The 26422-nt window shown below is 55.9% G+C and carries 25 protein-coding genes; 3 read left to right on the top strand and 22 right to left on the bottom strand.

From position 1 onward, the window contains the following. Positions 1-37: 37 nt before the first annotated feature. The 11 genes from argT to pdxB all read right to left on the bottom strand — a co-directional run bounded on the left by argT (position 38) and on the right by pdxB (position 10842). Complete coding sequence (gene argT, locus BJ887_RS02885; protein ID WP_014171026.1) at positions 38-820, bottom strand: lysine/arginine/ornithine ABC transporter substrate-binding protein ArgT; 783 nt, start codon at positions 818-820, stop codon at positions 38-40. A 305-nt stretch (positions 821-1125) separates the two neighbouring features. Then, positions 1126-1695 carry a UbiX family flavin prenyltransferase gene (locus BJ887_RS02880; RefSeq protein WP_014171027.1) on the bottom strand — a complete coding sequence of 190 codons (570 nt, stop codon included), beginning with the start codon at positions 1693-1695 and terminating at the stop codon, positions 1126-1128. A gap of 89 nt (positions 1696-1784) precedes the next feature. Next, the gene (purF, locus tag BJ887_RS02875; protein ID WP_014171028.1) at positions 1785-3302 is read right to left on the bottom strand and encodes an amidophosphoribosyltransferase; all 1518 of its coding nucleotides are present in this window, start codon (positions 3300-3302) and stop codon (positions 1785-1787) included. Positions 3303-3338: 36 nt separating this feature from the next. Then, entirely contained in the window at positions 3339-3827 is a 489-nt protein-coding gene (gene cvpA, locus BJ887_RS02870; RefSeq protein ID WP_000262116.1) for a colicin V production protein, read from the bottom strand. Positions 3828-4037: 210 nt separating this feature from the next. After that, positions 4038-4739, bottom strand: a complete 702-nt coding sequence (gene dedD / locus BJ887_RS02865; RefSeq protein ID WP_121339216.1) for a cell division protein DedD — start codon at positions 4737-4739, stop codon at positions 4038-4040. Beyond that, the gene (folC, locus tag BJ887_RS02860; RefSeq protein WP_121339214.1) at positions 4729-5997 is read right to left on the bottom strand and encodes a bifunctional tetrahydrofolate synthase/dihydrofolate synthase; all 1269 of its coding nucleotides are present in this window, start codon (positions 5995-5997) and stop codon (positions 4729-4731) included. The genes dedD and folC overlap by 11 nt, the downstream gene beginning before the upstream one ends. A 67-nt stretch (positions 5998-6064) precedes the next feature. After that, the gene (gene accD, locus BJ887_RS02855) at positions 6065-6970 is read right to left on the bottom strand and encodes an acetyl-CoA carboxylase, carboxyltransferase subunit beta (RefSeq protein ID WP_108647979.1); all 906 of its coding nucleotides are present in this window, start codon (positions 6968-6970) and stop codon (positions 6065-6067) included. A 154-nt stretch (positions 6971-7124) separates the two neighbouring features. Then, positions 7125-7784 carry a DedA family protein gene (locus tag BJ887_RS02850; RefSeq protein ID WP_121339212.1) on the bottom strand — a complete coding sequence of 220 codons (660 nt, stop codon included), beginning with the start codon at positions 7782-7784 and terminating at the stop codon, positions 7125-7127. Between the two features lie 28 nt (positions 7785-7812). After that, positions 7813-8625 carry a tRNA pseudouridine(38-40) synthase TruA gene (gene truA, locus BJ887_RS02845; RefSeq protein ID WP_025203571.1) on the bottom strand — a complete coding sequence of 271 codons (813 nt, stop codon included), beginning with the start codon at positions 8623-8625 and terminating at the stop codon, positions 7813-7815. Next, positions 8625-9638 (bottom strand): aspartate-semialdehyde dehydrogenase, encoded by a 1014-nt coding sequence (locus BJ887_RS02840; RefSeq protein ID WP_014171035.1) that lies wholly within the window; start codon positions 9636-9638, stop codon positions 8625-8627. Before BJ887_RS02840 ends, truA begins: the two co-directional genes overlap by 1 nt. Positions 9639-9705: 67 nt before the next feature. Beyond that, entirely contained in the window at positions 9706-10842 is a 1137-nt protein-coding gene (pdxB, locus tag BJ887_RS02835; RefSeq protein ID WP_121339210.1) for a 4-phosphoerythronate dehydrogenase PdxB, read from the bottom strand. A gap of 113 nt (positions 10843-10955) precedes the next feature. Here pdxB and flk point away from each other — a divergent pair, with 113 nt between their 5' ends. Continuing rightward, positions 10956-11960, top strand: coding sequence for a flagella biosynthesis regulator Flk (gene flk, locus BJ887_RS02830; protein ID WP_025203569.1), 1005 nt, complete (start codon positions 10956-10958; stop codon positions 11958-11960). Positions 11961-12036: 76 nt separating this feature from the next. Here the strand turns inward: flk and BJ887_RS02825 are convergent, their stop codons facing one another. Further along, positions 12037-13215: an MFS transporter gene (locus tag BJ887_RS02825; protein WP_121339208.1), complete on the bottom strand. Its 1179-nt coding sequence runs from the start codon at positions 13213-13215 to the stop codon at positions 12037-12039. Between the two features lie 206 nt (positions 13216-13421). Then, the gene (gene fabB / locus BJ887_RS02820) at positions 13422-14639 is read right to left on the bottom strand and encodes a beta-ketoacyl-ACP synthase I (RefSeq protein ID WP_014171039.1); all 1218 of its coding nucleotides are present in this window, start codon (positions 14637-14639) and stop codon (positions 13422-13424) included. A gap of 158 nt (positions 14640-14797) precedes the next feature. Between fabB and mnmC the strand changes: the two genes are divergently transcribed. Beyond that, the gene (mnmC, locus tag BJ887_RS02815) at positions 14798-16795 is read left to right on the top strand and encodes a bifunctional tRNA (5-methylaminomethyl-2-thiouridine)(34)-methyltransferase MnmD/FAD-dependent 5-carboxymethylaminomethyl-2-thiouridine(34) oxidoreductase MnmC (RefSeq protein WP_121339206.1); all 1998 of its coding nucleotides are present in this window, start codon (positions 14798-14800) and stop codon (positions 16793-16795) included. Positions 16796-16845: 50 nt separating this feature from the next. Here mnmC and BJ887_RS02810 read toward each other — a convergent pair whose 3' ends face one another. Genes BJ887_RS02810 through prmB form a run of 6 tightly spaced genes read right to left on the bottom strand, consistent with a single transcriptional unit; the run spans position 16846 to position 21397 of the window. Next, the gene (locus BJ887_RS02810; protein WP_020883115.1) at positions 16846-17124 is read right to left on the bottom strand and encodes a YfcL family protein; all 279 of its coding nucleotides are present in this window, start codon (positions 17122-17124) and stop codon (positions 16846-16848) included. A 13-nt stretch (positions 17125-17137) separates the two neighbouring features. Next, the gene (locus BJ887_RS02805; RefSeq protein WP_121339204.1) at positions 17138-17683 is read right to left on the bottom strand and encodes an elongation factor P hydroxylase; all 546 of its coding nucleotides are present in this window, start codon (positions 17681-17683) and stop codon (positions 17138-17140) included. Continuing rightward, entirely contained in the window at positions 17683-18492 is an 810-nt protein-coding gene (locus BJ887_RS02800; RefSeq protein ID WP_014171043.1) for a sulfite exporter TauE/SafE family protein, read from the bottom strand. Before BJ887_RS02800 ends, BJ887_RS02805 begins: the two co-directional genes overlap by 1 nt. After that, positions 18492-19316 (bottom strand): penicillin-insensitive murein endopeptidase, encoded by an 825-nt coding sequence (gene mepA / locus BJ887_RS02795; RefSeq protein WP_014171044.1) that lies wholly within the window; start codon positions 19314-19316, stop codon positions 18492-18494. The genes BJ887_RS02800 and mepA overlap by 1 nt, the downstream gene beginning before the upstream one ends. A 2-nt stretch (positions 19317-19318) precedes the next feature. Then, complete coding sequence (gene aroC / locus BJ887_RS02790; protein ID WP_121339202.1) at positions 19319-20404, bottom strand: chorismate synthase; 1086 nt, start codon at positions 20402-20404, stop codon at positions 19319-19321. 60 nt (positions 20405-20464) lie between these two features. Beyond that, the gene (gene prmB / locus BJ887_RS02785; RefSeq protein ID WP_014171046.1) at positions 20465-21397 is read right to left on the bottom strand and encodes a 50S ribosomal protein L3 N(5)-glutamine methyltransferase; all 933 of its coding nucleotides are present in this window, start codon (positions 21395-21397) and stop codon (positions 20465-20467) included. A 145-nt stretch (positions 21398-21542) separates the two neighbouring features. Between prmB and smrB the strand changes: the two genes are divergently transcribed. Continuing rightward, a complete protein-coding gene (smrB, locus tag BJ887_RS02780; protein ID WP_014171047.1) occupies positions 21543-22094 on the top strand; it encodes an endonuclease SmrB in 552 nt (183 codons plus the stop codon). A 48-nt stretch (positions 22095-22142) separates the two neighbouring features. Here smrB and sixA read toward each other — a convergent pair whose 3' ends face one another. The 3 genes from sixA to fadI all read right to left on the bottom strand — a co-directional run bounded on the left by sixA (position 22143) and on the right by fadI (position 26295). Continuing rightward, entirely contained in the window at positions 22143-22628 is a 486-nt protein-coding gene (gene sixA, locus BJ887_RS02775) for a phosphohistidine phosphatase SixA (protein WP_014171048.1), read from the bottom strand. Between the two features lie 209 nt (positions 22629-22837). Further along, positions 22838-24985 carry a fatty acid oxidation complex subunit alpha FadJ gene (fadJ, locus tag BJ887_RS02770; protein ID WP_121339200.1) on the bottom strand — a complete coding sequence of 716 codons (2148 nt, stop codon included), beginning with the start codon at positions 24983-24985 and terminating at the stop codon, positions 22838-22840. Further along, positions 24985-26295, bottom strand: coding sequence for an acetyl-CoA C-acyltransferase FadI (gene fadI / locus BJ887_RS02765; protein ID WP_032678623.1), 1311 nt, complete (start codon positions 26293-26295; stop codon positions 24985-24987). Before fadI ends, fadJ begins: the two co-directional genes overlap by 1 nt. Positions 26296-26422 lie beyond the last annotated feature (127 nt).

Raw genomic sequence — 26422 nt, 5'->3', positions numbered from 1 at the left:
CCGACAATGCACCTCAGCAGTGCATTGCCGTCAGGTATTAGTCACCGTAGACGTTGAAGTCGAAGTATTTCTTCGCCAGTTTGTCGTAGGTACCGTCTTTACGCAGCTCAGCAAACGCTTTGTCGAAGGCGGCTTTCAGCTCGGTATCGTCCTTGCGCAGGCCGATACCCGTACCGTCACCAAAGTACTTTTTGTCTTTCACGGACGGGCCAGCAAAAGCGTACTCTTTGCCCGCTGGCTGTTTCAGGAAGCCTTCGCTCGCGGCGACTTCATCCTGGAATGCCGCATCCAGACGGCCTGCAGCCAGGTCAGAGTAGATCAGATCCTGGTTCTGGTACGCCACTACGTCGACGCCCTTCTCACGCCAGTTCGCATTGGCAAACCCTTCCTGCGTTGAGCCCTGAAGCACGCCGACATGCTTGCCTTTCAGCGAGTCGATGGTGGGTTGAATCGGGGAGCCTTTAGCGGCAATCAGACGTGAATCTGCAGCGTAAAGCTTGTCAGAGAAGGCAATCTCCTGCTGACGTTTTTCGGTGATAGAGAGAGAAGAGATAATGGCGTCGATTTTCTTGGCTTTCAGCGACGGGATTAACGCATCAAAGTCGCTGCCCACCCATGTGCATTTCACCGCAATGCGTTTGCACATTTCATTTCCCAGATCGATATCAAACCCAACGAAATCGCCTTTCGCATCCTTGGAAGAGAATGGCGCGTAGGTTGCGTCTGTACCGATACGAACTGTCTGTGGAAGCGCTGCGTAGCTACCTGCTGCCGCACTTAACCCCACCAGCAAAGACAGAGCCAGAACCGTCTTCTTCATACATTTACCCTCAAGTACCGTGATTTTATTATGTATTGTGTTGTGTGTTGTGTGTTGTGTGTTGTGTTGCAGGCTTCTCTATGCAGGTCTTATGCCACATTGCCGTCTGGTGAAAAGTTCGACGTTAAATATGTTAATAAAACGTTGCGATATTGCCTTAATGGTGAAAGATAGCAGGTCTGCCGAACGAACCGGAAAGAGAAAAAGGGAAAAAGCGAATTAAATGTCGAGGATATGATCGCCGTTGCATAATTGCCCTGAAACAGGGCACGTTATCTTTTCATGCACGCTGTGAGTGCACAGATTCAGGCACCCTGCCAGCGGGTGAAAAGGTCTTCAGGCAGGTCGATATCAAACTGATCGAGAACGCGGTTAACCGTCTGATTAATCACATCATCCAGTGAAACGGGCCGGTGATAGAACGCCGGTACCGGTGGCATGATCACCGCGCCGAGTTCAGCAGCCTGAGTCATTAAACGCAGATGTCCCAGGTGCAGCGGCGTTTCCCGCACGCAGAGAACCAGAGGACGACGCTCCTTCAGCACCACGTCCGCGGCGCGGGTGACCAGCGTGTCGGTATAGCTGTTTACAATGCCGGAGAGCGTTTTAATGGAACAAGGCAGGATAACCATGCCGGCCGTTTTAAACGAGCCTGAGGAGATGCTGGCGGCGATATCGCGGGCATCGTGGACCACATCCGCCAGCGCCTGGACATCACGCAGTGAGAGGTCGGTTTCAAGAGAGAGGGTCTGACGTGCCGCCTGGCTCATGACCAGATGCGTTTCCACTTCTGCCACGTCGCGCAGCACCTGTAACAGACGTACGCCGTAAATCGCGCCACTGGCACCACTGAGCCCAACAATGAGTCGTTTCATGATTTTCGCCCTAACTGATTTCAGGGCAGACTGTGCAGGATTTTGCGGGGAGTTGCAAGTGAGGGCAAATGCCCTCACTTGCACAGACATCAACCTTCGTTGTGCATCTCTAAACTTTCGAGATCGTTTTGCAGCTGGACGGCTTTCGCATCGTCGTTGCGCAGCGAATCAAGGTAGTCGAGGTACTGCTGGTCAACGTCTTTCGTCACGTAGACGCCATTAAACACGGAGCATTCGAACTGCTGAATATCCGGGTTCTCAGCGCGTACTGCGTCGATAAGATCGTTCAGATCCTGGAAAATCAGGCCGTCGGCACCGATGATCTGACGAATTTCGTCCACTTCACGACCGTGAGCGATCAGCTCGTTGGCGGTTGGCATATCGATGCCGTACACGTTCGGGAAACGAATTTCCGGTGCGGCTGAGGCCAGATACACTTTCTTCGCACCCGCTTCGCGCGCCATCTCAATAATCTGTTCTGAGGTGGTGCCACGAACGATGGAGTCATCCACCAGCAGGACGTTTTTATCGCGGAACTCAGCGCGGTTTGCGTTCAGTTTACGACGCACGGACTTACGGCGCAGCTGCTGACCCGGCATGATAAAGGTACGACCAACGTAGCGGTTTTTCACAAACCCCTGACGGTATGGCTTGTCCAGAATGCGGGCGATTTCCAGAGCGATATCGCAGGACGTTTCCGGAATAGGAATAACGACGTCGATATCCAGATCGTCCCATTCGCGGGCAATCTTCTCGCCAAGTTTTGTCCCCATGTTCACGCGCGCGCTGTAGACGGAAATCTTGTCGATAAACGAGTCCGGACGGGCGAAGTAAACATATTCAAACAGGCACGGATTGCTCACCGGGTTGTCAGCACACTGGCGGGTGAACAGCTGGCCCTTCTCAGTGATATAGACCGCTTCGCCAGGCGCAACATCACGCAGAAACTCGAAGCCCAGGGTATCCAGCGCCACGCTTTCAGAGGCAACCATGTATTCGGTACGACCATCACCGAGATCGCGCTTACCGAGTACCAGCGGGCGGATGCCGTTTGGATCGCGGAAGGCAACCATCCCGTGGCCGATAATCATCGCCACGCAGGCATACGCACCACGGATCTGGCGGTTAGTCGCGGCAACGGCGGCAAAAATGTTGTCTGCTTCCAGCGGGTAGTGACGGAAGTTATCCAGCTCGCTGGCAAAGATATTGAGCAGAATTTCAGAATCAGAGGTGGTATTAATGTGGCGACGTTTCTCTTCGAACAACTTCTTACGCAGCTCGTGCGCGTTGGTCAGGTTGCCATTGTGGGCAAGCGTGATGCCATACGGTGAGTTGACGTAGAAAGGCTGAGCCTCAGAGGCGCTGGAACTGCCAGCAGTAGGATAACGAACGTGACCGATCCCCATATTACCTTGCAGACGCTGCATATGGCGGGCTTCAAACACATCATTTACCAGACCATTCGCCTTACGTAAACGGAAGCAGTTGTTTGCATCAATGGTGATGATACCCGCAGCATCCTGCCCACGGTGCTGAAGCACCGTTAACGCGTCATAAATCGACTGGTTTACCGGCATGAAACCGGCGATACCGACAATACCGCACATTCGTCTTTTCCTCGTTAAGCCACATCTCAGAGCGCATTACGCTCTGGGCAAGAAACTCGACGAGCTTTGCAGATAGTCAAAGAACCATCTGATGATGAAACTGAACTCTGGAATGAGCTGCGATTTTTGCCAGTCTTCACTTTTGGAGAACCCGGTAAAGGTATCCAGGAAGAACAGGATCGCGGCCACAATCAGCACGCCTCGTAGTGCGCCGAAACAGATCCCGAGTACCCTGTCTGTTCCTGACAGACCGGTTTTCTCGACCAGCTGACCTATCACGTAATTTACGATAGCGCCGACAATCAGCGTCGCGATAAACAGCACCGCGATAGCGATTCCATTTCGGACCAGTTCATCTTCAAAGCCCGTGAACCAGACAGACAGGTAAGTGTAGTAATGACTGGCAACAAAGAAAGCACAACCCCAGGTTACCAGCGATAACGCTTCACGAACAAAGCCACGGATCAGGCTAACCAGACAGGAAAAACCAATCACCGCAATGATGGCGTAATCAATCCAGACCATATGTGTCCCACGATTTAACGCCCTGTCATCCAGTTCGGGGCGAATTCTAACAGAAAAAGAAAACGTTTGCGTAGGGATTTCCTTCCCGCGCGTAAATAAAAAAGGCGCTGAAAAAATGTTCAACGCCGTGGCTTTTTACGTCTCTGTGGACGTCTGCCGTCACTCTTCCCCCCACCCTCTCCTCATAGAAAGGATAAGGTGAGGGAGGGGTTAGTTCGCGCTGTAGCTCATCACCACACCGCTCAGGCCGGAGATCTGCTTCAGCTCACCCAGCGATCCTTTAAGCTTATCTTTGGAAGCTTCTGGCCCCACGAGAATACGGGTAATTTTACCCTGTACCGGCGTGGAAGGTGAAGTGTAAACACGATATCCCGCACTGCGCAGTTTACCCACCACCTCATTGACCTTATCGGCATTTTTCAGCGCACCCAGCTGCACGACGTAGGCTTTGCCCGTCGGAGCGGCTTCCTGCTGAGCCGGTTTCGCCGGAGGCGGTGTCTCTGTCGCTGCGGCAAGCTGTTCGCTCGTTTTATCCCGCTGCGGTTTCGGCTGCGTTTTTTCGACCGACTTCGTTTTCTCAGCCGGTTTAGGCTGCACGACCGGAACCGGTACAGGATCGATATCGTTGGTGTTGCTCGCCGCCAGACGAGACGGATCAAGAGACGGCGCAGCCGCATCGCCCGCGCGAACCTCTTCCGCTGCGCCTTCCGGCGGCTGAGCAGGAAGGGCCTGTGTCGCCGCAGGCAGCATATCCGGCTCGTCGCGATCGCCCGGTTTCGGTACCAGAGGAATGGCTGCAAACTCATCCTGATAGTGCTTTTTCTGCCCGTCGAGCAGGCCCGGGAGAATAATGACTCCCAGCGCCACCAGCACTATTGTTCCTGCTAAACGGTTCTGAAACTTACTCGCCACCGGTTCTCCCCGCGTCCATCACTTCCATGACATGTGCCACCGTGTGGAACGAACCACACACCAGCACGGTATCTTCTGGTTTAGCATCCGCCATCGCGGCATGCCAGGCCTGAGCCACGCTATTATAGATTGCGCCTTTGCCGAGATGTTCCATCAACTGCTCAGCGGTCGCCCCGCGTGGCCCCTCCAGAGGAGCACAATACCAGCTATCGACCACACTCTCCATGCAGGCCAGCGTACCGCCAATATCTTTATCATGAAGCATACCGATAACCGCCAGCACGCGCCCGGTTTTTGGTAACGATTTGAGACGTCCCGCGAGATACGCCGCGGCATGCGGGTTGTGCGCCACATCGAGGATCAGGCGCGGTGACTCGCTGACAATCTGGAAACGCCCGGGCAGGATCGCCCGCTCAATGCCCTCGCGAATCGCCTGCTCGCTCACCGCCAGACCGCTTGCGCGCAGTGCCGCCAGCGCGGTTGCCGCGTTAGGCTGCGGCACCTGCGGCAATGGCAGGTTGTCCAGTGCGCCCTGCGCATCGCTAAAGCGCCAGACGTCTGCCTGAACCTCATACTGCCACTCTACGCCACGGCGCAGCAGACGCGCACCCGTCTCATTCGCCACCTCTGCAATGGTGTGCGGCATATCCGGCTCGCCGACCACGGCAGGTTTATTCGTCCGGAAAATCCCAGCTTTCTCGCGACCAATGCTTTCGCGATCCGGCCCCAGCCAGTCGGTATGATCCAGCGCAATGCTGGTCACGACGGCCACATCCGCATCCACCATGTTGGTAGCATCAAGACGCCCGCCGAGGCCGACTTCCAGAATCACCACGTCCAGCTGCGCCTGCTTAAACAACCACAGTGCCGACAGGGTGCCGTATTCAAAATAGGTTAATGAAATTTCACCGCGCGCGGCTTCAATTTCCGCGAAAGAGGCGGTATGCGCTGATTCCGGCAGCTCGCGATTTTGCACACGCACCCGCTCGGTATACCGCACGAGGTGTGGAGAGCTGTAAACACCAACCTTATAGCCTGCTGCCATCAGGACAGACTCCAGCGTGCGGCACGTCGTGCCTTTACCGTTCGTTCCGGCAACGGTGAACACAAACGGCGCTGGTTTCAGTACGTCGAGACGCGCGGCAACCTGGCTTACGCGCTCAAGCCCCATATCGATGGTTTTACTGTGCAGGTTTTCCAGATAAGAAAGCCACGCGGCCAGGGGCGACGTGGCTTGGGGAATGCTTTTATTTTCCATGATGCCCGGTCATTAACAGTTGAGAAAGCAAAAGGGCAGCGCCATCCGGCCCTGCCCTTTTCAGTTATCAGGCCTCGGGTTCCTGATCCGGTACCACCACGCCTTCGCGCGGCTCATCCGGGTTCGGCGCTGGCAGATTCATCATCTTCGCCAGGATGCTTGCCAGTTTCAGGCGCATCTCCGGACGGCGGACGATCATGTCGATAGCGCCTTTCTCGATGAGGAACTCACTGCGCTGGAAGCCCGGCGGCAGTTTTTCACGTACGGTCTGTTCGATGACGCGTGGACCCGCAAAACCGATCAGCGCTTTCGGCTCAGCGATGTTCAGATCGCCCAGCATGGCAAAGCTTGCGGAAACGCCACCCATCGTCGGGTCGGTCAGCACGGAGATGTACGGCAAACCGCGCTCCTGCATTTTCGCCAGCGCAGCAGAGGTTTTCGCCATCTGCATCAGCGACATCAGCGCTTCCTGCATACGTGCACCACCGGAAGCGGAGAAGCAGATCAGCGGGCAGTTGTCTTCCAGCGCCTGCTCAACGGCACGCACAAAGCGCGCACCCACGACAGAGCCCATTGAGCCACCCATAAAGGAGAACTCAAACGCGGCAGCCACCACCGGCATCGTGTGCAGGGTGCCTTTCATGACGATCAGCGCGTCTTTCTCGCCGGTCTCTTTCTGTGCAGAGGCCAGACGGTCTTTGTATTTTTTGGAATCACGGAACTTCAGCACGTCTTTTGGCTCAAGCTCGCTACCCAGTTCTACCAGAGAACCTTCGTCCAGCAGGCTATGCAGGCGATTACGCGCCGTCATACGCATGTGGTGGTCACACTTCGGACACACCTCAAGATTGCGTTCCAGCTCTGCGCGGTACAGAACCTGGCCGCAGCTATCACACTTCGTCCATACCCCTTCAGGAATGCTCGCTTTACGAGTCGGGGTTATGTTGCTTTTAATTCGTTCAATCCAGCTCATTGATAACCTTTCTGCCTGAACCTGGTCGTATGCCAGTTTTGCTATAAGAGGCGAATAATGCCATTTTTGCCTCCAACAGACCATGAATGTTGCACATTAAAACATAACAGCCCGAAACTTTGGATAAAAAAGTGGTCGAACCGCCAGTATGCATTTACTTCGCTTGCTTTGCTGCCGCACGTCGGTGACGAATAATCTCAATAACCCCAGGCAGTACCGAAAGCACAATAATCGCTACAATCAGTAACTTAAGGTTTTCCTGGACCACCGGGAGATCGCCAAACAGGTAGCCGGCATAGGTAAACAGCAGCACCCACAGCAGCGCGCCAACAACGTTATATGCCGCAAAGTGACGATAGGACATATGCCCCATTCCCGCCACAAACGGTGCAAATGTACGCACAATAGGCACAAAACGGGCAAGGATAATGGTTTTGCCGCCATGGCGTTCATAGAACGCATGGGTTTTGTCGAGATAGCTGCGACGGAAAATTTTCGAGTTCGGATTGCTGAAAAGCCGCTCACCAAACACCCGTCCAATCGTGTAGTTCACCGCATCACCAATAATCGCGGCGATAACCATCAACACAACCATCAGATGCACATTCAAATCGTTAGTCGGTAACGCGGATAACGCGCCGGCCACGAACAGCAGTGAATCCCCCGGCAGGAACGGGGTGACAACCAGACCGGTTTCACAGAACAGAATGAGGAACAGAATAGCGTAAACCCAGACGCCGTACTGCGCGACCAGCTCCGCCAGGTGAACATCAATATGCAGGATGAAATCAATCAAAAAACGTATTACGTCCATTTTGTCTAAGCCTTAATTGCACCTTTGATTAGTCCGCTAAAAACAGCGGGCCCATTGGCGGTTTCGGCAGGTCAAACCGATCCGGATAGTCTACCGAGACCAGATACAGCCCTTCCGCTTTCGCCGTGGCTGCCGCAAGCGTTCTGTCCTTCGCTGCCAGCAGTTCTGCAATCCAGCTCTCCGGCTGGTGTCCGGCACCCACTTCCATCAGGCTGCCCACAATATTCCGCACCATATGATGTACAAAGGCATTGGCTTTGATATCCACCACCACATACGCGCCATAACGGCTGACGTTTATGTGCATGACATTACGCCACGGCGTACGGGACTGGCACTGCACCGCACGGAACGAGGTAAAGTCATTTTCACCAATCAGACACTGCGCCGCACGATGCATACGTTCAGCATCAAGCGGTTCATAAAAATGCGTCACGCCCTGGCTTAACACCGCCGGACGTAGACGCTGATTGTAGATGACATAGCGGTAACGGCGCGCGGTGGCGCTGAAACGCGCATGAAAATCATCGGGAACATCTTTAACCCAACGAACTGCAATGTCTCCAGGTAAATTCGCATTCACCCCCAGCGTCCATGCGGCGTCCTTTCGCACAGCGGTGGTTTCAAAATGAACCACCTGCCCCGTGCCGTGAACGCCGGCATCCGTACGCCCGGCACAGAAAACGCTTATCGGTTCGTTCGCCACCTGAGAGAGCGCTTTTTCCAGTTTTTCCTGGACGCTGCGCACCTCATTTTGACGCTGCCAGCCATAATACTTACTGCCATCGTACTCAATACCGAGGGCAATTTTATGAACAGGCTTGTGATCCACTTCTGACATCAGTACAGGTACTCCTGCACGAGTTTCTCCGCAATTTTCACCGCCATCAGCGCGCCGCCAAAGCGAACGTTATCGGCAACTGACCAGAACTGGATCTGCTCAGGCATTCCGTAATCGTTACGCACGCAGCCAACAGACAGATGTGCACTACCGGTCGCATCACCAACCTGCGTCGGGAACTCACTCTCTTCGGAGAGGGCGATATCCTCACCGCGACCAAACGCGTCACGCGCTTCTTCTGCGGCGAGCGGGCGCAGCGCTTCAAAACCGACCATCTGTGCGTGGCCGTAGAAGACAGGAGACTGCACGCAGCTGGCAGAGATCATCAGGCCATCATCCTGCAGGATTTTGCGGACTTCATCGACAATACGGCGCTCTTCGCGCACGCTGCCTTCGCGATCCGGCAGCAGTGGCAGCATGTTAAACGCCAGCTGGCGACCAAAATAGTCGTCTTCATCAATCGGAACGCCGCTCAGCAATTTCGCGCTCTGCCCGGCCAGCGCGTTAACCGCTTGCTTGCCGTTGGCAGACGCAGACAGCAGGCTGGTAACGAAGATACGCGACAGGCCGCCTTCGTCGATCAGCGGTTTCAGCGCGGTAAGCAGCTGACTGGTCAGGCTGTTCGGTACGGCGATAACGTTGCGGTTACGGTAGTCTGCCAGCACAAACGGGTTCACATCCGGCACCACCAGCGGCACATCCGGCTCAAGCGCGAACAGACCGCTTAAATCAATCACCAGACAACCCGAGTTGGTGGCCTCTTCAATGTAAGACGCCGTAGCCTCAGCACCGGCTGCAAAAAACGCCAGCTGCGCCTGAGTCCAGTCGAACCCGGCCGCATCCTGAACCATGACAGATTTACCGCCAAAACGCAGATGTTCACCCGCGCTATCTGTACGCGCCAGCGCATAGATATCACCCACCGGGAACTGACGCTCAGCAAGGGTTTCGAGCAGGGCTTCACCCACGGCACCCGTGGCACCTAAAATGGCAATGTTCCAGCCTTCAGACATGGTGGTTTACTCCAGAAATAAAAAAGCGTCCCTGTCGGAGTATCCAACAGGGAGCATTAAGAAGACATTAATGTGCCGGGTGATGAACGGCGTTAAAACCCAGTTTATGCAGCTGCGTCGCAGCCGTTGCGTCGTCGCAGATCACATACAGGGAAGACCACTCGCGGCGCTCAACATAGTTCTTGCGCAGCTTATCAAACTCACCCGGAATACCCGCCACTTTACGCAGCAGCGCGTCATCGCGGCGCACATCATACACCAAAAGGACCAGTCGTTTCAGCGTTGCCTGATCGAGTGGTCCGTGCAGGGTAATGCGGCCAAATTCAGGCGCAGGCAGTAAGGTATCCAGCGCCACCTGCTGTGGATGGCCGATAAAGGCGCTATAGGCCTCAAAGACCTGCGTCGTGCCGCGGGCTTTTCCTTCAAGGGTATAACCGGCAATATGCGCCGTTGCGACGTCCACCTTGTTAAGCAGTGCAACGTTAAGCTCCGGCTCCGGCTCCCAGACGTCCAGCACCACGCTAAGCGCTTGCCCTTCGTCCAGACATTTCAGCAGCGCAAGGTTATCGACCACCGGGCCCCGGCAGGCATTTATCAGAATAGTGCCAGGCTTCAGACGACGGATCAGGGCTTCGTCAGCAAGGTGCAGCGACTTATAAGGCCCCTCTTTAAACAGCGGCGTATGGAAAGTGATCACATCGCACTGTGCAACCAGTTCATCCAGCGAACGGAAGTCGCCTTCATCACCGTTGTCTTTACGCGGCGGATCGCACAACAGAGTGCGAATGCCTAACGCCTCAAGACGTTTATGCAGGCGCCCGCCCACGTTGCCCACACCAACAATCCCGACGGTACGGTCCTGCAACGCAAAACCGTCGCGCTCTGCCAGCATCAGCAGGGAGGAGAAAACATATTCCACGACCGCAATGGCGTTGCAGCCCGGCGCGGCTGAAAAACCGATCCCCGCCTGCTTAAGCCATTTATCATCCACATGATCCGTCCCTGCCGTTGCGGTCCCGACAAATTTCACCGCTTTGCCGGAGAGCAACGCCTCATTTACTTTGGTTACCGAGCGCACCATCAGCGCGTCTGCATCATCCAGCTCGTTTACCGGGATCGGCCGACCCGGGACAGCCTTAACGTTGCCGAGGCGGCTAAAGAGCTCGCGGGCATAAGGCATATTTTCATCAACGAGGATTTTCACGTCTGAGTACCTGTTTGAGAGGAAGAAAACCCATCAAGTGTGCCATAATCTGGCCGCCAGGCATATACGTCTGCCAGGTTTACGCTGAGTTTTGACTTTAAGGATTTTTGACGATGCAGCCCATTTCAGGTACGCCGCCGCGCCCTCCGGGTGAAGGCCCTGTCACACCAAACGTTGCAGGCGAACAACCGCTATCCACACAACAGCGCACCGTGCTGGAGCGACTGATCACGCGTCTGATCGCGCTGACGTCGCAGCAAAACGCGGAAGTCTGGGCTGGGGTAAAGCACGATTTAGGTGTCAGGAACGACGCACCTTTGCAGTCGCGCCATTTCCCTGCTGCCGAGCAAAACCTGAACCAGCGGATTGATACTGCACAGCAGAATCACAGCACACGCCAGATTGTCTCGCAGCTGACCGAGCTGTTGGGCCAGGGAAATAACCGCCAGGCGGTGAGTGATTTTATTCGCCAGCAGTTTGGTCAGACCGCCCTGAGCCAGCTGACCCCGGAACAGCTCAAAACCGTACTGACGCTGCTGCAAACCAATCAGCTGTCAATTCCACAGCCTCAGCAACGCCCTGCGACCGAGCGTCCGCTGCTGCCTGCCGAGCACAACACGCTCAAGCAGATGGTGACCAAGCTGGCCGCCGCCACCGGCGAACCGACGAAGCTTATCTGGCAATCAATGCTGGAACTCTCCGGCGTAAAAGCGGGCGAGCTGATCCCGGCGAAACAGTTTACGCATCTGGTGACCTGGCTACAGGCGCGTCAGACGCTCAGCACCCAAACCGCTCCAACCCTGCACACGGTTCAGGCGGCACTTAAGCAGCCGCTGGAGCCGAACGAATTTGACGCCATTCGTGATTACGCCCAGCAAACCTGGCAGGCCACACCGCAAACGGTACTGACCACCGCGCAGGTGCAGGATGTGCTCAATCAGATTTTTGTTCGCCGCGCCGAACGCGAAGGGGGCGTGCCGGAAGCACGAAACATTCAGCCAATCTACAATCCGCTGTTTGCGCCGGTGGTGGAAACGTTCAGAACCCTCTCTGCCCGTCCAGGGTTGATGTTTATTGCGTTAATGATTGCACTGGCGATTTTCTGGCTGGTCGCATAACGGTTTCGCCCGGTGGCGCTACGCCTGCCGGGCCGACAGCACACCGGGGAAGGCTTGCCGCCCCGGCACTTAACCGCTAAGACTGACGAAACGCCACCAGCGTCACCACAATGCCCACAACCGCTGCAACCGCGCCCGCCAGGAAAACAGACGGATACCCGAACGATGTCGCTAACAGACCTGCCAGCGGCCCGGTTACCCCGTATGAGATATCCTGAAACGCCGCATAGCCGCCAAGCGCCGTGCCACGCACCTGCGGGGCGACACGTTTTACCACCTCCACACCCAGCGCCGGGAAAATAAGCGAACATCCGCAGCCGGTCAACGCCGCGCCTAACAACGCTACGGACGCAACGGGTGCACTCCACAGTATCAGCAAACCCAGGGTTTCAATCACCAGTGACGCCACTGCAACCTTCACGCCGCCAAAACGATCCGGCATCCAGCCGAACAGCACGCGCATTAAGACAAATGCGCCACCAAAGGCGGTCAGCGTAAAACCTGCCATCGCCCAGCCGCGGCTCATAAAGTAGAGCGAGACGAACGTACCGATTACCGCAAAACCGACGCCCTGCAGGGCCAGGCCAAGGCCCGGCTGCCAGATTTGACCCACCACGCTCCACAAAGACGGGCGCTCCCCTTTATGGGCAGGAACTTTACGCACCGGACCGTTGAATGCCCATGCCAGCAGCGGCAGCATCAGGGTGGTCGCTGCCAGCGCGGCAAAGCCAAAGTGGCTGTGAATAAGCAACCCGAGCGGGGCGCCTGCGGCAAGCGCGCCATAAATAGCCATGCCATTCCAGGACATGACTTTGCCGGAGCGCGCAGGCCCCACCAGCCCCATACCCCATGTCAGCGTACCGGTCAGGAGCTGGCTTTCACCAAAGCCCAGGATTAAACGCCCCACGATCAGCAGCGAAAATTTATACGCAGCGTCAATCGGCAGGAGAGCGGCCAGCAGCCATGCACCTCCCGCCAGACCACAGGCAAACATGCCCTGTAACGCCGAGCGTTTTGCCCCGTGCTGATCCGCCAGACGTCCGGCATAACCGCGGGTTAATACCGTAGCCAGGAACTGAATACCCACGGCGACGCCGACCATGGTGTTGCCATAGCCCAGCTCCTGATGAACAAACAGCGGGATCACCGGCAGCGGCAGGCCGACGGTCATATAGGTCAGGAACACCGCAAACGCGATGCGAAACAGCGAGACGTTCGCTGAAGAGGTTGTTTCTGTTTGAGTGACTGCAGTCATGCTTTACTCCGAAATGAAGAGTAAGGCGGGGAAAAACCACGCCCCCTCTTCCTGATAACCAGGATTTAGGTGCGTTGGTTGACGTTGAACGCTTACGCATTATCGTGAGGATAATGTTGAGGTAGGAAGTTTGCCTGCGAGATCAGCCGCTTGTCAATGCATAAAAAAAGGGAGCCGTCAGGCTCCCCTTTTGAATCAGTCAGAACTTATGCGTTGTACTTACGCATCACCAGCGTGGCGTTAGTACCGCCGAAACCGAAGCTGTTGGACATGACGGTAGTCAGTGTCGCTTCTTTTGGCTGGGTCACGATGTTCAGACCTGCGGCCTGCTCGTCCATCTCGTCAATGTTGATGCTTGGGGCGATAAAGCCATTTTCCAGCATCAGCAGAGAGTAGATCGCTTCCTGAACGCCAGCAGCCCCCAGAGAGTGACCGGTCATGGCTTTGGTCGCGGAGATAGCCGGGCTGTTGTCGCCGAACACTTCACGGATCGCACCCAGCTCTTTCACGTCGCCTACCGGAGTAGAGGTACCGTGGGAGTTCAGGTAGTCGATTGGTGTGTCAACGCCGTGCATCGCCATCTTCATGCAGCGCACTGCGCCTTCACCGGATGGAGCCACCATGTCAGCGCCGTCAGACGTTGCACCGTAGCCCACGATCTCAGCGTAGATGTGCGCACCACGCGCCAGCGCGTGCTCCAGCTCTTCAACCACAACCATACCGCCGCCGCCTGCGATAACGAAACCGTCACGGTGCGCATCATAGGTACGGGATGCTTTATCCGGAGTTTCGTTATATTTGGTGGACAGTGCCCCCATTGCGTCGAATTCACAGGCCATTTCCCAGCCCAGTTCTTCGCCGCCGCCAGCAAACACGATATCCTGTTTACCCAGCTGGATCTGCTCAACCGCATTACCGATGCAGTGTGCGGAGGTCGCACAGGCAGAGCTGATGGAGTAGTTAACGCCGTGGATTTTGAACGGGGTCGCCAGGCAAGCGGAAACCGCTGAACCCATAGCTTTAGTCACAACATAAGGACCTACCGCTTTCAGACCACGTGGGCTACGCATTGCGTCGGCACCAAAGACCTGCGCTTTAGATGAGCCACCGGAACCGGCGATCAGACCTACGCGTGGGTTGTTCTGGTAAACTTCCGCGCTCAGACCCGCATCCGCAATCGCTTCCTGCATGGAGAGATAAGCATAAATAGAGGCATCGTTCATGAAACGAACCACTTTACGGTCAATCAAACCGGTGGTGTCCAGTTTGACGTTACCCCATACGTGGCTACGCATACCTGAATCTTTAAACTCTTCAGAGAAAGTGATCCCGGAGCGTCCTTCACGCAGAGATGCCAGGACTTCCTGCTGGTTATTACCGATGCTGGAAACGATGCCCAGGCCAGTAATCACTGCACGTTTCATTCAATACCTCTGTAAGTCGCACTATATTAAGTTTCGAGTCGCACAATAGCGTACACTTGTACGCCGAACAAGTCCGATCAGACATTTTCTGCGGAAATTTGCACCGATGGACGCACATCGTTAAGATCGTGTCACTGCCTGTCAGACGAGTAACTTACGTGAAACAAAACGCTATACAACCCGCCAACCTCGAATTCAACGCTGAGGGTACACCTGTTTCCCGAGATTTTGATGACGTCTACTTTTCTAATGATAACGGACTGGAAGAAACCCGCTATGTTTTCCTCGACGGAAACCAGTTAAACGCCCGTTTCCCCACGCATCCGCGCAGTCTGTTCGTGGTCGCCGAGAGCGGGTTTGGTACCGGTCTGAATTTTCTCACCCTCTGGCAGATGTTCGATCAGTTTCACGCTGCTCACCCTGACGCTACACTGCAAAGATTACATTTCATCAGTTTTGAAAAATTTCCGCTCACCGCGCATGACCTTCGTCTCGCCCATCAGCACTGGCCGGAACTTGCGCCATGGGCGGAGCAGCTTCAGGCGCAGTGGCCGCCGCACCTCGGCGGCTGTCATCGTCTGCTGCTTGACGGCGGGCGCGTCACGCTGGATCTGTGGCTCGGCGACATCAATGAACTGACCGATAAGCTTGATGATTCAATGAATCAGAAAGTGGACGCATGGTTCCTTGATGGTTTTGCCCCCGCCAAGAATCCGGACATGTGGAGCCAGCATCTGTTTAACGCAATGGCACGCCTGGCGCGTCCCGGCGCAACGCTCGCGACCTTCACCTCGGCAGGCTTTGTCCGCCGCGGATTGCAGGAGGCCGGCTTTACCATGCAAAAGACCAAAGGTTTTGGTCGCAAGCGCGACATGCTGGTCGGAAGAATGGATCAGACGCTGGAGATCCCCGCTCAGACGCCCTGGTTTTCACGCAGCGCCAGCACATCACGAGAGGTAGCAATTGTCGGCGGCGGGATTGCCAGCGCCCTGCTTTCGCTCGCGCTTTTACACCGTGGCTGGCAGGTAACGCTCTACTGCGCCGACGACGCGCCGGCAAAGGGCGCTTCCGGCAACCGCCAGGGGGCGCTCTACCCACTGTTAAGCGCTCACGATCCGGCGCTGAGCCAGTTTTTCCCGGTAGCCTTTACCTTTGCCCGGCGCCTGTATGATGCCCTGCCTGTGGCGTTTGACCACGACTGGTGTGGCGTTACGCAACTGGGCTGGGATGAGAAGAGCCAGCAAAAAATCGCGCACATGTTGTCGCTGGGTCTGCCGCTCGAAATTGCCCGGGCGGTGAATGCGCAGCAGATAACCGAAACCGCGGGCGTCGATACGGGCTGCGACGGTATCCACTATCCGCTCGGTGGCTGGCTGTGTCCGGCAGATCTGACGACGGCAGCCATTGCGCTGGCGCAGTCGCGCGGGTTGACGGTGCACTATTCCCGCCAGGTCGCCTCACTTCACCACACGGAGCACTGGAACCTGCATTTCACCACGGGCGAAGAGGCGCAGCATACCTGCGTAGTGCTGGCCAACGGTCACCCTATCAGCCAGTTCAACCAGACGGAAAAGCTGCCGCTTTACCCTGTCGGCGGCCAGGTCAGCCATATCCCCACCTCGCCAGCGCTGGAAAAACTGCAGCAGGTACTCTGCTACGACGGCTATCTGACGCCACAAAATCCGTCCAACGGCCACCACTGCATTGGTGCCAGCTACCATCGCGGTGAGACCGACATGCGCTACAGCGAAGACGATCAGCAGCAAAATCGCCAGCGCCTGCTCAACTGCTTCCCGCAGGCCGACTGGGCAAAAGAGGTGGATATCAGCGCCGGTGACGCGCGCTGTGGCGTACGCTGTGCCACCCGGGACCATCTGCCGATGGCGGGAAATGTGCCTGACTATGAAGCAACGCTTGAGGCCTATCAGGATCTTGCTGAAAACCGTGATACCGCGGTGAGTGCGCCAGTTTATCCGCAGCTGTTTATGCTCGGGGGACTCGGTTCACGGGGATTATGCTCAGCGCCGTTGCTGGCCGAAGTGCTGGCGGCACAGATGAGTGATGAGCCCGTTCCGCTGGACAGCGTTACGCTTGCGGGGCTCAATCCCAACCGTTTGTGGGTACGGAAGTTACTGAAAGGAAAAAGGGTGAAGTAACGTGCGGGCCGATGTCCTCCCTCTCCCACCGGGAAAGGGAGGAGAAATGACTACCTGGCTTTTGCCTGCTGGAACAGGGTGTCCCACATACCCAGCACTAATGACTGGTCACGCGGAGAGAGTTCCCCTGCCTGGATCGCTTTCTCCAGGCTGCGGCTCACTTCATCATGAATGGCCTCGGCAGAGTGATCGTCCCCTGCTTCCAGCTCAGCGACAGCCAGCGTCAGGTGACCACGCAGATAACCGCTGGCGAACAGCTCATCATCACTGGCGTGTTCCACCATGTCATCAATTAACGCCAGAATGCGTGATTCAAATTCTGCGATCATCTTCTTTCCTCTGTTAAAGATCTTCCGGCCAAGGGAAGCATTCCGCCGTGATCTCCGGCGTGTGGTAATAATTCTGTAAGGACTCGATCAGGCGTGCCGGACGTTCCGGGATGCCTTTCTCAAGGTACTCCATCACCTGCGCATGAACGCGGCGCTGGAAGACAATACGGTCTGGCTCGACCTCTCCTTCGAGGTTGTCACAGCTGACGTTGAACGGGAAACCTGCCGCCACACAGAATAACCATTCCAGCGCCTGCGGTTTCACCTCCACATCCTCAAACTGGCTCTGCGTGGCGGCGTCACGGCCGTCCGGACAATACCAGTAGCCGAAGTCCACCTGCTCACGACGCGCTTTCCCCGCTATACACCAGTGCGAAATCTCGTGTAACCCGCTGGCGTAAAAGCCGTGCGCGAACACGATACGGTTATACGGCACGTCCGCATCAGCAGGAAGATAGATCGGTTCGTCGTCGCCTTTAATCAGACGGGTATTAAAATCATCAGCAAAACAGCCATCAAAAATCTCAATCAGCTGTTCGTATTTATGGGTTGTGTTCATTAATTCATTCCCAGCCAGGTGAGGATCTCTTGTCCATGGCTGTCATAAAGCAGTTTGGCACTCATGACCGCTGAGACGACAACAATCATCGGGCGAATGAGCTTCTGTCCTTTGCTTAATACCAGACGCGAGCCCGCGCGTGCGCCTAAAAACTGCCCTGCCATCATCACAAACCCGGTTGCCCAGATAACTTTGCCACCAATGATAAACAGCAGCAGGCCGCCGACGTTTGACGTCGCATTGAGCACTTTGGCGTGGGCGGTGGATTTAGCGAGATTAAAGCCGGCCAGCGTCACGAACGCAAGGGCATAGAACGAGCCTGCTCCGGGGCCAAAGAAGCCATCGTAAAACCCGACGCAGCCACCCGCGATAAGAGCGAACGGCAGGCCATGCAGACGTCGCTGCCGGTCTTCTTCCCCGAGCTTTGGCATCAACAAAAAGTAGAGACCGATGCAGATAACCAGAATGGGGAGGATCTGGCGCAGAATATCGGACTGTACATGCTGAACCAGCAGTGCACCCGAGGTCGAACCAATAAAGGTCATCAGGATATTGAGCTTCTGGTCAGCCAGACTGACGACCTTACGGCGAATAAAATAGAGCGACGCGGAGAGCGAGCCGCCGCACGCCTGAAGCTTGTTAGTGGCGAGCGCCTGTGCCGGGCTCATGCCCGCGGCCAGCAGCGCCGGTACGGTTAACAAACCACCGCCGCCCGCCAGAGCATCAATAAACCCGGCCAGCATCGCCACAAAGAAAAGCACCACCAGCAGAAGCGGCGACACCATAAACAGTTCGACGAAATTATCCATTAAAGTACATGCTCATCCAGTAGCGCCTGGCAGGAAGGCGGCAACGGAGGCGGTGTCTTCTTCTCAGGCTTAGAGGTTCCAGGTTTTGCCGGCTCAAACCAGCTCTGCAGTTCCGCACCACAGCCATCGCCTGGCGGGGGTAACGGCTGATCTTCACATTCCAGGCTGTTTGCCGGGCAGCGCAGACGAACGTGCATATGTGCACGATGCTGGAACCACGGGCGCACTTTACGCAGCCAGTCGCGATCGGTGCCGGCATCCAGGCAGAGCTGCTGCTTGATGGCCGGGTTCACGAAAATCCGCGTGACATCGTTATCTTTCGCCGCCAGCTTAATCATGCTGAAGACGTCCTGCGTCCACAACGATGGCACGACGTTTTTACCGTCGCGCGCCACCAGATCCAGCGCCTGCGGTTTCAGCAACTGGGCTGAACTCCAGCGCGCTTTCGGCAGTTGCAGGAAGATATCGACATCGAGACCGGTCTGGTGACTGGCGTGTCCGCCGTTGAAGCGACCGCCGGCAGGCATTCCCATATCGCCAATCAGCATCGTGCCCAGCCCCAGGTTATGCACCTGGTTTCCCAGACGCTGGATAAACAGCACCAGATCCGGGTGGCCAAAATAACGACGCTGGTCGGTACGCATCACCTGATAGGTATCGGACTGCAGCGGAAGTTCCTGTGCCCCAACGATACAGCCGTTCGAGAACGCGCCAATAGACTGCGCGCTGCCCGCCACAGGATGGGTAATTTTCTGCCATGGCGTCGCGGCCAGACTGGCTCCACTGGCAAGCAGTGCCAGCAGAGCAATGACGGTTTTTTTCATGTTTACCAGCGTGGAATGGTGGTCGTCACATCCGCATTCTGCGCGCGCTGGCGCAGGTAGTGATCCATCAGTACGATCGCCAGCATCGCTTCTGCGATCGGCACCGCACGGATCCCCACACAGGGATCGTGACGTCCTTTAGTGATCATCTCAACTTCTTCGCCAGAGCGGTTAATCGTGTGGCCTGGCACGGTAATGCTGGAGGTCGGTTTCAGCGCAATATTGGCAATAATCTGCTGACCACTGCTGATACCGCCGAGGATGCCGCCCGCGTGGTTGCTCTGGAAACCGTCTTTGGTGATTTCGTCGCGGTTCTGGCTGCCCCGCAGCGCAACGACGTCAAAACCGTCGCCAATTTCTACGCCCTTCACCGCGTTGATGCTCATCAGCGCGTGAGCGATGTCCGCATCCAGACGGTCAAATACCGGTTCACCCCAGCCTGGCGGTACGCCATCAGCCACGACGGTGACTTTGGCACCAATGGAGTCGCCCTCTTTTTTCAGGCCACGCATCAGTTCGTCCAGCGCTTCCAGCTTATCTGCATCGGCACAGAAGAACGGATTTTGCTCGACCAGAGCCCAGTCTTTAATAGCCAGTGGAATATCGCCCATCTGGGTCAGACAGCCGCGGATCACAATGCCAAATTTCTGCTGCAGGTATTTTTTGGCGATAGCCCCTGCCGCAACGCGCATCGCGGTTTCACGGGCAGACGAACGTCCGCCGCCGCGATAATCACGGAAGCCATACTTTTGTTCGTAGGTGTAATCGGCGTGTCCGGGACGGAACACATCTTTGATGGCGCCGTAATCCTGCGAGCGCTGATCGGTATTTTCAATCAGCAACCCGATGCTGGTGCCGGTGGTGCGGCCTTCGAAAACGCCGGAAAGAATTTTGACCTGGTCCGGCTCGCGACGCTGCGTGGTGTAGCGAGAAGTCCCCGGACGACGACGGTCGAGGTCGTGCTGTAAATCGGCTTCGGTCAGTTCGATGCCTGGCGGTACGCCGTCAACGATACAGCCCAGTGCCAGCCCGTGCGATTCACCAAAGGTGGTCACCCGGAATAATTGTCCAATACTGTTTCCTGCCATCACGGCTCCGATGTCGTTATTTGTGTTTGAGCGTTGTGAAACGGGCCGAAGCCCGCTGGATTAATCTTTGTAAATGCTGAAGTATTCGCGCGCGTCAAGCAGCTGCGCTTTGGTCAGCATAAAGACGCCGTCACCGCCGTTATCGAACTCAAGCCAGGTGAACGGCACATCCGGGTACTGCTCTATCAGATGTACCATGCTGTTGCCCACTTCACAAATCAGAACACCGTCGTCGGTCAGATAATCCGGCGCGCAGGCCAGAATGCGACGGGTAAGCTTCAGGCCATCAGAGCCTGACGCCAGACCCAGCTCCGGCTCGTGGCGATATTCGTTTGGCAGATCGGACATGTCTTCCGCATCAACATACGGCGGGTTGGTGACGATCAGATCGTACTGCAGCGTTGGCAGATCGCGGAACAGATCGGAGCGGATTGGCGTAACGTGATGGATCAGACCGTGCTCTTCAATATTGTGCTCGGTCACAGCCAGCGCATCGGTGGAGATATCCACGGCATCCACTTCCGCTTCCGGGAAGGCGTACGCACAGGCAATCGCGATACAGCCGCTGCCGGTACACATATCAAGGATATGCTCTGGCTGATGGTTAATCAGGCCTTCAAAGTGGTTGTTGATCAGTTCGCCAATCGGCGAGCGCGGCACCAGAACGCGTTCATCAACATAGAACTCGTGACCACAGAACCAGGCTTTGTTGGTCAGATAGGCAACCGGAATGCGCTCGTTAACGCGGCGGATAACACGCTCCACGATACGGTGCTTTTCGCTGGAGGTCAGGCGTGCGGTACGCATGTCTTCCGGAATATCGAGCGGCAGGTAGAGGGACGGCAGCACCAGTTGAACGGCCTCATCCCACGGGTTATCGGTACCGTGCCCGTACCAGATATTTGCGGCGCTGAAGCGGCTAACCGACCAGCGCAACATGTCCTGTATGGTATGCAGCTCGTTTACTGCTTCATCGACAAAAATTTTATCCACTCTTTCCTCCAGGGCATGCTCGCATAATTTTCGGCGGCTAGTTTGCCATGAAGACGGCGATAAATCAGCAATGACGCGTCGCGCTTGAGGTTAAAAAATGCGTTTAGTCGGGTACACTGTCGGAAATACGAGATGAGAATGACCCATGAAAAAGAAAACATCCCTTAGCGAGGAGGATCAGGCGCTCTTCCGTCAGCTGATGACCGGGACGCGTCAAATCAAGCAGGACATCATTGTCCACCGTCCGATGCGCAAAAAAATCACGGAAGTCCCGGTCAAGCGATTGCTCCAGGAGCAGGCGGATAATAGCCACTATTTTTCAGATGAATTTCAGCCGCTGCTCAATACGCAGGGCGCGGTAAAGTACGTACGGGAAGATGTCAGCCACTTTGAGCTGAAAAAATTACGCCGGGGGGATTACTCGCCCGAACTGTTTCTTGATCTGCACGGTTTGACGCAGATGCAGGCGAAGCAGGAGCTGGGCGCGTTAATTGCCGCCTGTCGTCGCGAACATGTTTTCTGCGCCTGCGTGATGCACGGCCACGGCAAACATATCCTGAAGCAACAAACACCGCTGTGGCTGGCTCAGCATCCCCACGTGATGGCGTTTCATCAGGCACCCAAAGAGTACGGCGGAGATGCCGCATTACTGGTGTTGATTGAAGTAGAAGAGTGGCAGCCGCCAGAATTACCCTGACAGGACGGCGGGAGGCATGTTCTGCTCCCCGCCATATCGCACGTCACATCAGATAGCTTTTGCCATCTTCAGATTGCACGGACTCATTTGCCAGTTGAAGACCCCTTTGCCTGTTTCGTCGAGAGCGACGTTGGCAATGGCGGAAGTCGTGAACATCGGCGGCGTCTCGCCCGGGCACAGCTCAGATACCAGATAGCCAACGAGTGGCAGGTGGGAAATGACCAGCGCGGAAGCGACACCTTCATTGCACAGCGCCTGAAGATAAGCGCTGACAAGGCCGACATCACCGCACGGGGTGAGTTCCGGGAGAACATCCACACTGGCTGGCAGGTTCATACACTCCCCCACCACTTCCAGCGTCTGTTCTGCACGCAGGAACGGACTCACCAGAACGCGTTCGATGTCCACTTTTTGACCTTTAAGCCAGGTCGCCATCAGACGAGATTCGTCGCAGCCACAGACGGTCAAAGGACGTACTGAGTCACTGGCGGCATCGAGTGCCGCGTCGCCGTGACGCATGATAAAAACTTGCATATTGCACCGCTTTTGTTAACCAGAATCACCGGCGTTGACTACCCGCGATTACCGCTCCGAGGTAGAAAACCCGATGGTCGGGCATTGTGCCTGATCCATTCGGTGAATGAAACGCTGTTTTTTACCTCAATGGCGTAAGTATAGTCAATCTCTGTTTACAAAATCGCCAAAACAGGTTCATACACTTCAGGATTTACCCTTTTTTGACCTCAACTTACGAGGACAGTTTCCCTTGAAGGCCAAAATGTCTGGCCCCGTTCCGCCATCTGCAATAATTCGTCACACGGTGTAAACCGCGGACCGTATTGCGAGGCCAGACGTTGCAGGATTGCAACCACTTCACCCGCACCGAGAGTGTCCATGTAACGGAACGGGCCGCCGAGGAACGGCGGGAAACCAATGCCAAATACCGCACCGATGTCACCATCGCGCGCGCTTTTAATCACCTGCTCACCAAAGCAGCGTGCCGCTTCATTAAGCATCATCATCACACAGCGTTCAGCACATTGAACGGGTGACAGTTTTCCCTGACCGGTTGTCGGAATAAGCCCATAAACCGAAGGGTCGACCTGTTTCTTGCTTTTACGCCCTTTCGCGCCGTAAAGATAGAAACCGCGTTCATTTTTTCTGCCTTTGCGATCGTCCTTCAAAATTGCAGAAACAATGTTTGCAGGCGGGCTAAAACGATCTCCATAAGCATCTTCCAGCACAGGTATAATTTTAGTGCCGGTGTCGATTCCCACCTCATCCAAAAGTTGGATTGGGCCAACGGGGAACCCAAACTTCACCAGCGCCTCGTCGACGTGTTCGATCTTCTCCCCTTCCGTCAGCAGCCGCATCGCTTCATTTATATAAGGCGCCAGAATGCGGTTAACGTAAAAGCCGGCTTTGTCCGCCACCACTATCGGTGTCTTACCCTGCATTTTGGCCAGTTTAACCACGGTAGCAACGGTTTGCGGGCGGGTGCTGGCGTGCGGGATAACCTCCACCAGCGGCATTTTTTCAACCGGACTGAAATAGTGCAGGCCAATCACCTGCTCCGGACGCTGGGCTCTGGCCGCAATATCGCCAATGGGCAATGACGAGGTGTTCGACGCAAAAATGGTATGGGGTGCGCAATGTTGCTCAACGTCAGCCACCATCTGCTGCTTAAGCGCCAGGTCTTCAAACACCGCTTCAATCACCAGATCGCGATGGGCAAAACCGCTGTAGTCTGTCGTGCCGGAGATCAGTGCCAGGGTTTTATCACGCTCATTGGCCTTGATATGGCGGCGTTTAACCTTTTGATCAAGGTTCTGCCAGCTGTACTGCAGCGCGTGATTGATTCCCTTCGCATTGATGTCTTTGATACGTACAGGCAATTTGCCTTTGCTGGCGGTAACAAAAGATATTCCGCCCCCCATCAGCCCGCCACCCAGTACGCCAATGGCATGCAGCGGGGCAGGCTGCGCCTCGCTGCCGGGGTCTTTTTTTACCTCTGTACTGGCAAAAAAGATGTTACGCAGCGCCTGAGACTGCGGCGTCATCGCCAGCTCGCCAAAGGCTTTTGCTTCTGCGGCATAGCCGCTGCTGCTGCCCTGAGATAACCCCACTTCAATAACCTCAAGGATACGTTTCGCCGCCGGGTAGTTGCCTTTGGTTTTTTGTTCGGTTTTCTTGCCCGCCATGCTGAACAGGAGTGTGCGGCCCAGTGGCCCGGCCAGCACGCGTTCACGCACCGGCAGAGGACGTTTTGCCTGCCGTCCTTTGAGCGCCAGTTCAACCGCCGCCTCAAGCAAAATGGCGTGAGGAACCACCTCGTCGACCAGGCCGGCTTTCAGCGCCTGACGGGCACGCAGTTGTTTGCCGGTTAATATCATTTCCAGCGCAGTGCTGACCCCAACCAGACGCGGCAGACGCTGCGTCCCGCCGGAGCCTGGCAGGAGGCCTAACTGTACTTCAGGCAGGCCCAGAACGGTTTTCGCATCGTCGGTACAAATGCGGCTGTGACAGGCCAACGCCAGCTCCAGCCCACCGCCCAGACAGGCACCGTGGATCGCCGCGATGACCGGGATAGACAGCGCATGGATCTCCGCCATGACCTGTTGCCCCTGACGCGCCAGCTCTTCGGCTTCCTGAGCGTTTTGCGCCCGGGCAATCATGTTGATATCGGCTCCGGCAATAAAGTTGTCCGGTTTCGCCGAGATAAACACCAGGCCGCGAATCGCTTTGTTCTCGCGGATCTGCTTTAGCATCGCGCGCACCTGAACGCCGAACTCGGCTTTCAGGGTGTTCATCTTCTCGTTGGGAACATCGATAGTAATAACGGCGACGTTATCGAGACGTACCGTCAGATTAAATGCAGATGGCATATCCATTATTCAGCCTCCAGGACCATTGCCGCACCCAGACCACCCGCTGCGCAGGCGGTTACGAGGCCAAAACCACCACCCCGGCGGCGTAACTCATGTAATGTCTGGGTGATCATCCTCGCCCCCGTCGCCGCAAATGGATGACCGTAGGCGATGGAGCCACCCAGGACGTTAAATTTGCTCTGATCCACTTCGCCAGTGGCATGCGCCCGGCCAAGAACATCGCGCGCGAAACGTTCACTCGCCAGCAGTTGTATGTTTGCCAGGGTTTGTGCAGCAAAGGCTTCGTGCATATCAATGAGGGTTAAATCCGCGAGGGTCAGTCCCGCGCGTTCCAGCGCCAGCGGTGTGGACCACGCCGGCCCTAACAACATGTCCTGCCACACATCTATCGCCGTGAAGGCGTAGCTGCGCAGGTAGCCCAGCGGTTTTATGCCCAGCTCTTTGGCACGGGATTCCGTCATCAGGATCACCGCGGCGGCACCGTCCGTCAGCGGAGTACTGTTGGCGGCCGTGACGGTACCGTGTTTGCGGTCAAATGCCGGACGGAGCCTGGCGTAATCCGCCATCGTCGAGCTGCCGCGAATATTGTTATCTTCTGAGAGCGGTTCACGGTATGGCGGGATGTACGCCGTCATGACTTCATCAGCCAGTTTGCCTTCCGACCAGGCTTTCGCCGCCAGCTGATGTGAGCGATGAGCCAGCGCATCCTGCTGCTCACGGGTGATCCCGTAAGTTTTTGCCATCTGCTCGGCGGTATCGCCCATTCTCAGACCGGTGGAATACTCCGCCACTGCGGGCGGTACAGGCATAAGGTCACGCAGGCGTAAGCGGGAGAAAAGTTTGAGTTTCTGACCGACGGTACGGGCTTTGTTGGCGTCAACCAGGATCCGGGCCAGCTTTTTACTGACCCCAATCGGCAGAACCGAAGAGGAGTCCGCCCCGCCGGCGATCCCAGCGCGAATGGTACCTGCCATCAGGCTTTCAGCCACGTTAGCCACCGCCTGGAAGCTGGTAGCACATGCCCGGCTGACGCTGTAGGCATCAGTGTGGACGTTCATCCCCGTACCGAGGACGATTTCGCGCGCAATATTGGGTGCTTCAGGCATCTGCACAACCTGGCCAAAAACCAGCTGCTCGATGACCTCAGGCGGAATTTCGCTGCGAGCCAGCATCTCCCCCACCACCATTTTCCCCAGATCGACAGCCGGTATGCCATGAAACGCTGTCGCCTGACGTGCAAATGGCGTACGTAATCCACTGACAATGGCAATGCGATCGCCCTGACGGGTAATAAGCGGTAACGCCTGACTCATAACCTTCCCCTGTAAAATTTTTTACTCAAACATAAAGTGGTCTGACCTGATAACAGTCTTAACCATTTTTTTACATTCAGCCAATCAGGGAAACGAAAAAGTGCGAGCTAAGGCACAGAGAAGAAAA

Origin of the sequence: Enterobacter sp. WPR_3_1, from assembly GCF_003635055.1 — a bacterium.
In the GTDB taxonomy this organism is placed as follows: Bacteria; Pseudomonadota; Gammaproteobacteria; order Enterobacterales; family Enterobacteriaceae; genus Enterobacter; species Enterobacter ludwigii.
Note: the sequence above shows the minus strand (reverse complement) of the source record. Positions and strands in the feature narration are given on the sequence as shown.

What these genes read in the sequence shown, in the direction of transcription:
- smrB (WP_014171047.1), top strand. Translation starts at nt 21,543, where the DNA reads ATGAAAAAGAAAACATCCCTTAGCGAGGAGGATCAGGCGCTCTTCCGT.
- truA (WP_025203571.1), bottom strand. Translation starts at nt 8,625, where the DNA reads ATGTCAGAAGTGGATCACAAGCCTGTTCATAAAATTGCCCTCGGTATT.
- aroC (WP_121339202.1), bottom strand. Translation starts at nt 20,404, where the DNA reads ATGGCAGGAAACAGTATTGGACAATTATTCCGGGTGACCACCTTTGGT.
- fadI (WP_032678623.1), bottom strand. Translation starts at nt 26,295, where the DNA reads ATGAGTCAGGCGTTACCGCTTATTACCCGTCAGGGCGATCGCATTGCC.
- BJ887_RS02840 (WP_014171035.1), bottom strand. Translation starts at nt 9,638, where the DNA reads ATGTCTGAAGGCTGGAACATTGCCATTTTAGGTGCCACGGGTGCCGTG.
- mepA (WP_014171044.1), bottom strand. Translation starts at nt 19,316, where the DNA reads ATGAAAAAAACCGTCATTGCTCTGCTGGCACTGCTTGCCAGTGGAGCC.
- BJ887_RS02880 (WP_014171027.1), bottom strand. Translation starts at nt 1,695, where the DNA reads ATGAAACGACTCATTGTTGGGCTCAGTGGTGCCAGTGGCGCGATTTAC.
- BJ887_RS02800 (WP_014171043.1), bottom strand. Translation starts at nt 18,492, where the DNA reads ATGGATAATTTCGTCGAACTGTTTATGGTGTCGCCGCTTCTGCTGGTG.
- sixA (WP_014171048.1), bottom strand. Translation starts at nt 22,628, where the DNA reads ATGCAAGTTTTTATCATGCGTCACGGCGACGCGGCACTCGATGCCGCC.
- BJ887_RS02810 (WP_020883115.1), bottom strand. Translation starts at nt 17,124, where the DNA reads ATGATCGCAGAATTTGAATCACGCATTCTGGCGTTAATTGATGACATG.
- BJ887_RS02805 (WP_121339204.1), bottom strand. Translation starts at nt 17,683, where the DNA reads ATGAACACAACCCATAAATACGAACAGCTGATTGAGATTTTTGATGGC.
- purF (WP_014171028.1), bottom strand. Translation starts at nt 3,302, where the DNA reads ATGTGCGGTATTGTCGGTATCGCCGGTTTCATGCCGGTAAACCAGTCG.
- flk (WP_025203569.1), top strand. Translation starts at nt 10,956, where the DNA reads ATGCAGCCCATTTCAGGTACGCCGCCGCGCCCTCCGGGTGAAGGCCCT.
- fadJ (WP_121339200.1), bottom strand. Translation starts at nt 24,985, where the DNA reads ATGGATATGCCATCTGCATTTAATCTGACGGTACGTCTCGATAACGTC.
- BJ887_RS02850 (WP_121339212.1), bottom strand. Translation starts at nt 7,784, where the DNA reads ATGGACGTAATACGTTTTTTGATTGATTTCATCCTGCATATTGATGTT.
- argT (WP_014171026.1), bottom strand. Translation starts at nt 820, where the DNA reads ATGAAGAAGACGGTTCTGGCTCTGTCTTTGCTGGTGGGGTTAAGTGCG.
- cvpA (WP_000262116.1), bottom strand. Translation starts at nt 3,827, where the DNA reads ATGGTCTGGATTGATTACGCCATCATTGCGGTGATTGGTTTTTCCTGT.
- accD (WP_108647979.1), bottom strand. Translation starts at nt 6,970, where the DNA reads ATGAGCTGGATTGAACGAATTAAAAGCAACATAACCCCGACTCGTAAA.
- fabB (WP_014171039.1), bottom strand. Translation starts at nt 14,639, where the DNA reads ATGAAACGTGCAGTGATTACTGGCCTGGGCATCGTTTCCAGCATCGGT.
- folC (WP_121339214.1), bottom strand. Translation starts at nt 5,997, where the DNA reads ATGGAAAATAAAAGCATTCCCCAAGCCACGTCGCCCCTGGCCGCGTGG.
- BJ887_RS02825 (WP_121339208.1), bottom strand. Translation starts at nt 13,215, where the DNA reads ATGACTGCAGTCACTCAAACAGAAACAACCTCTTCAGCGAACGTCTCG.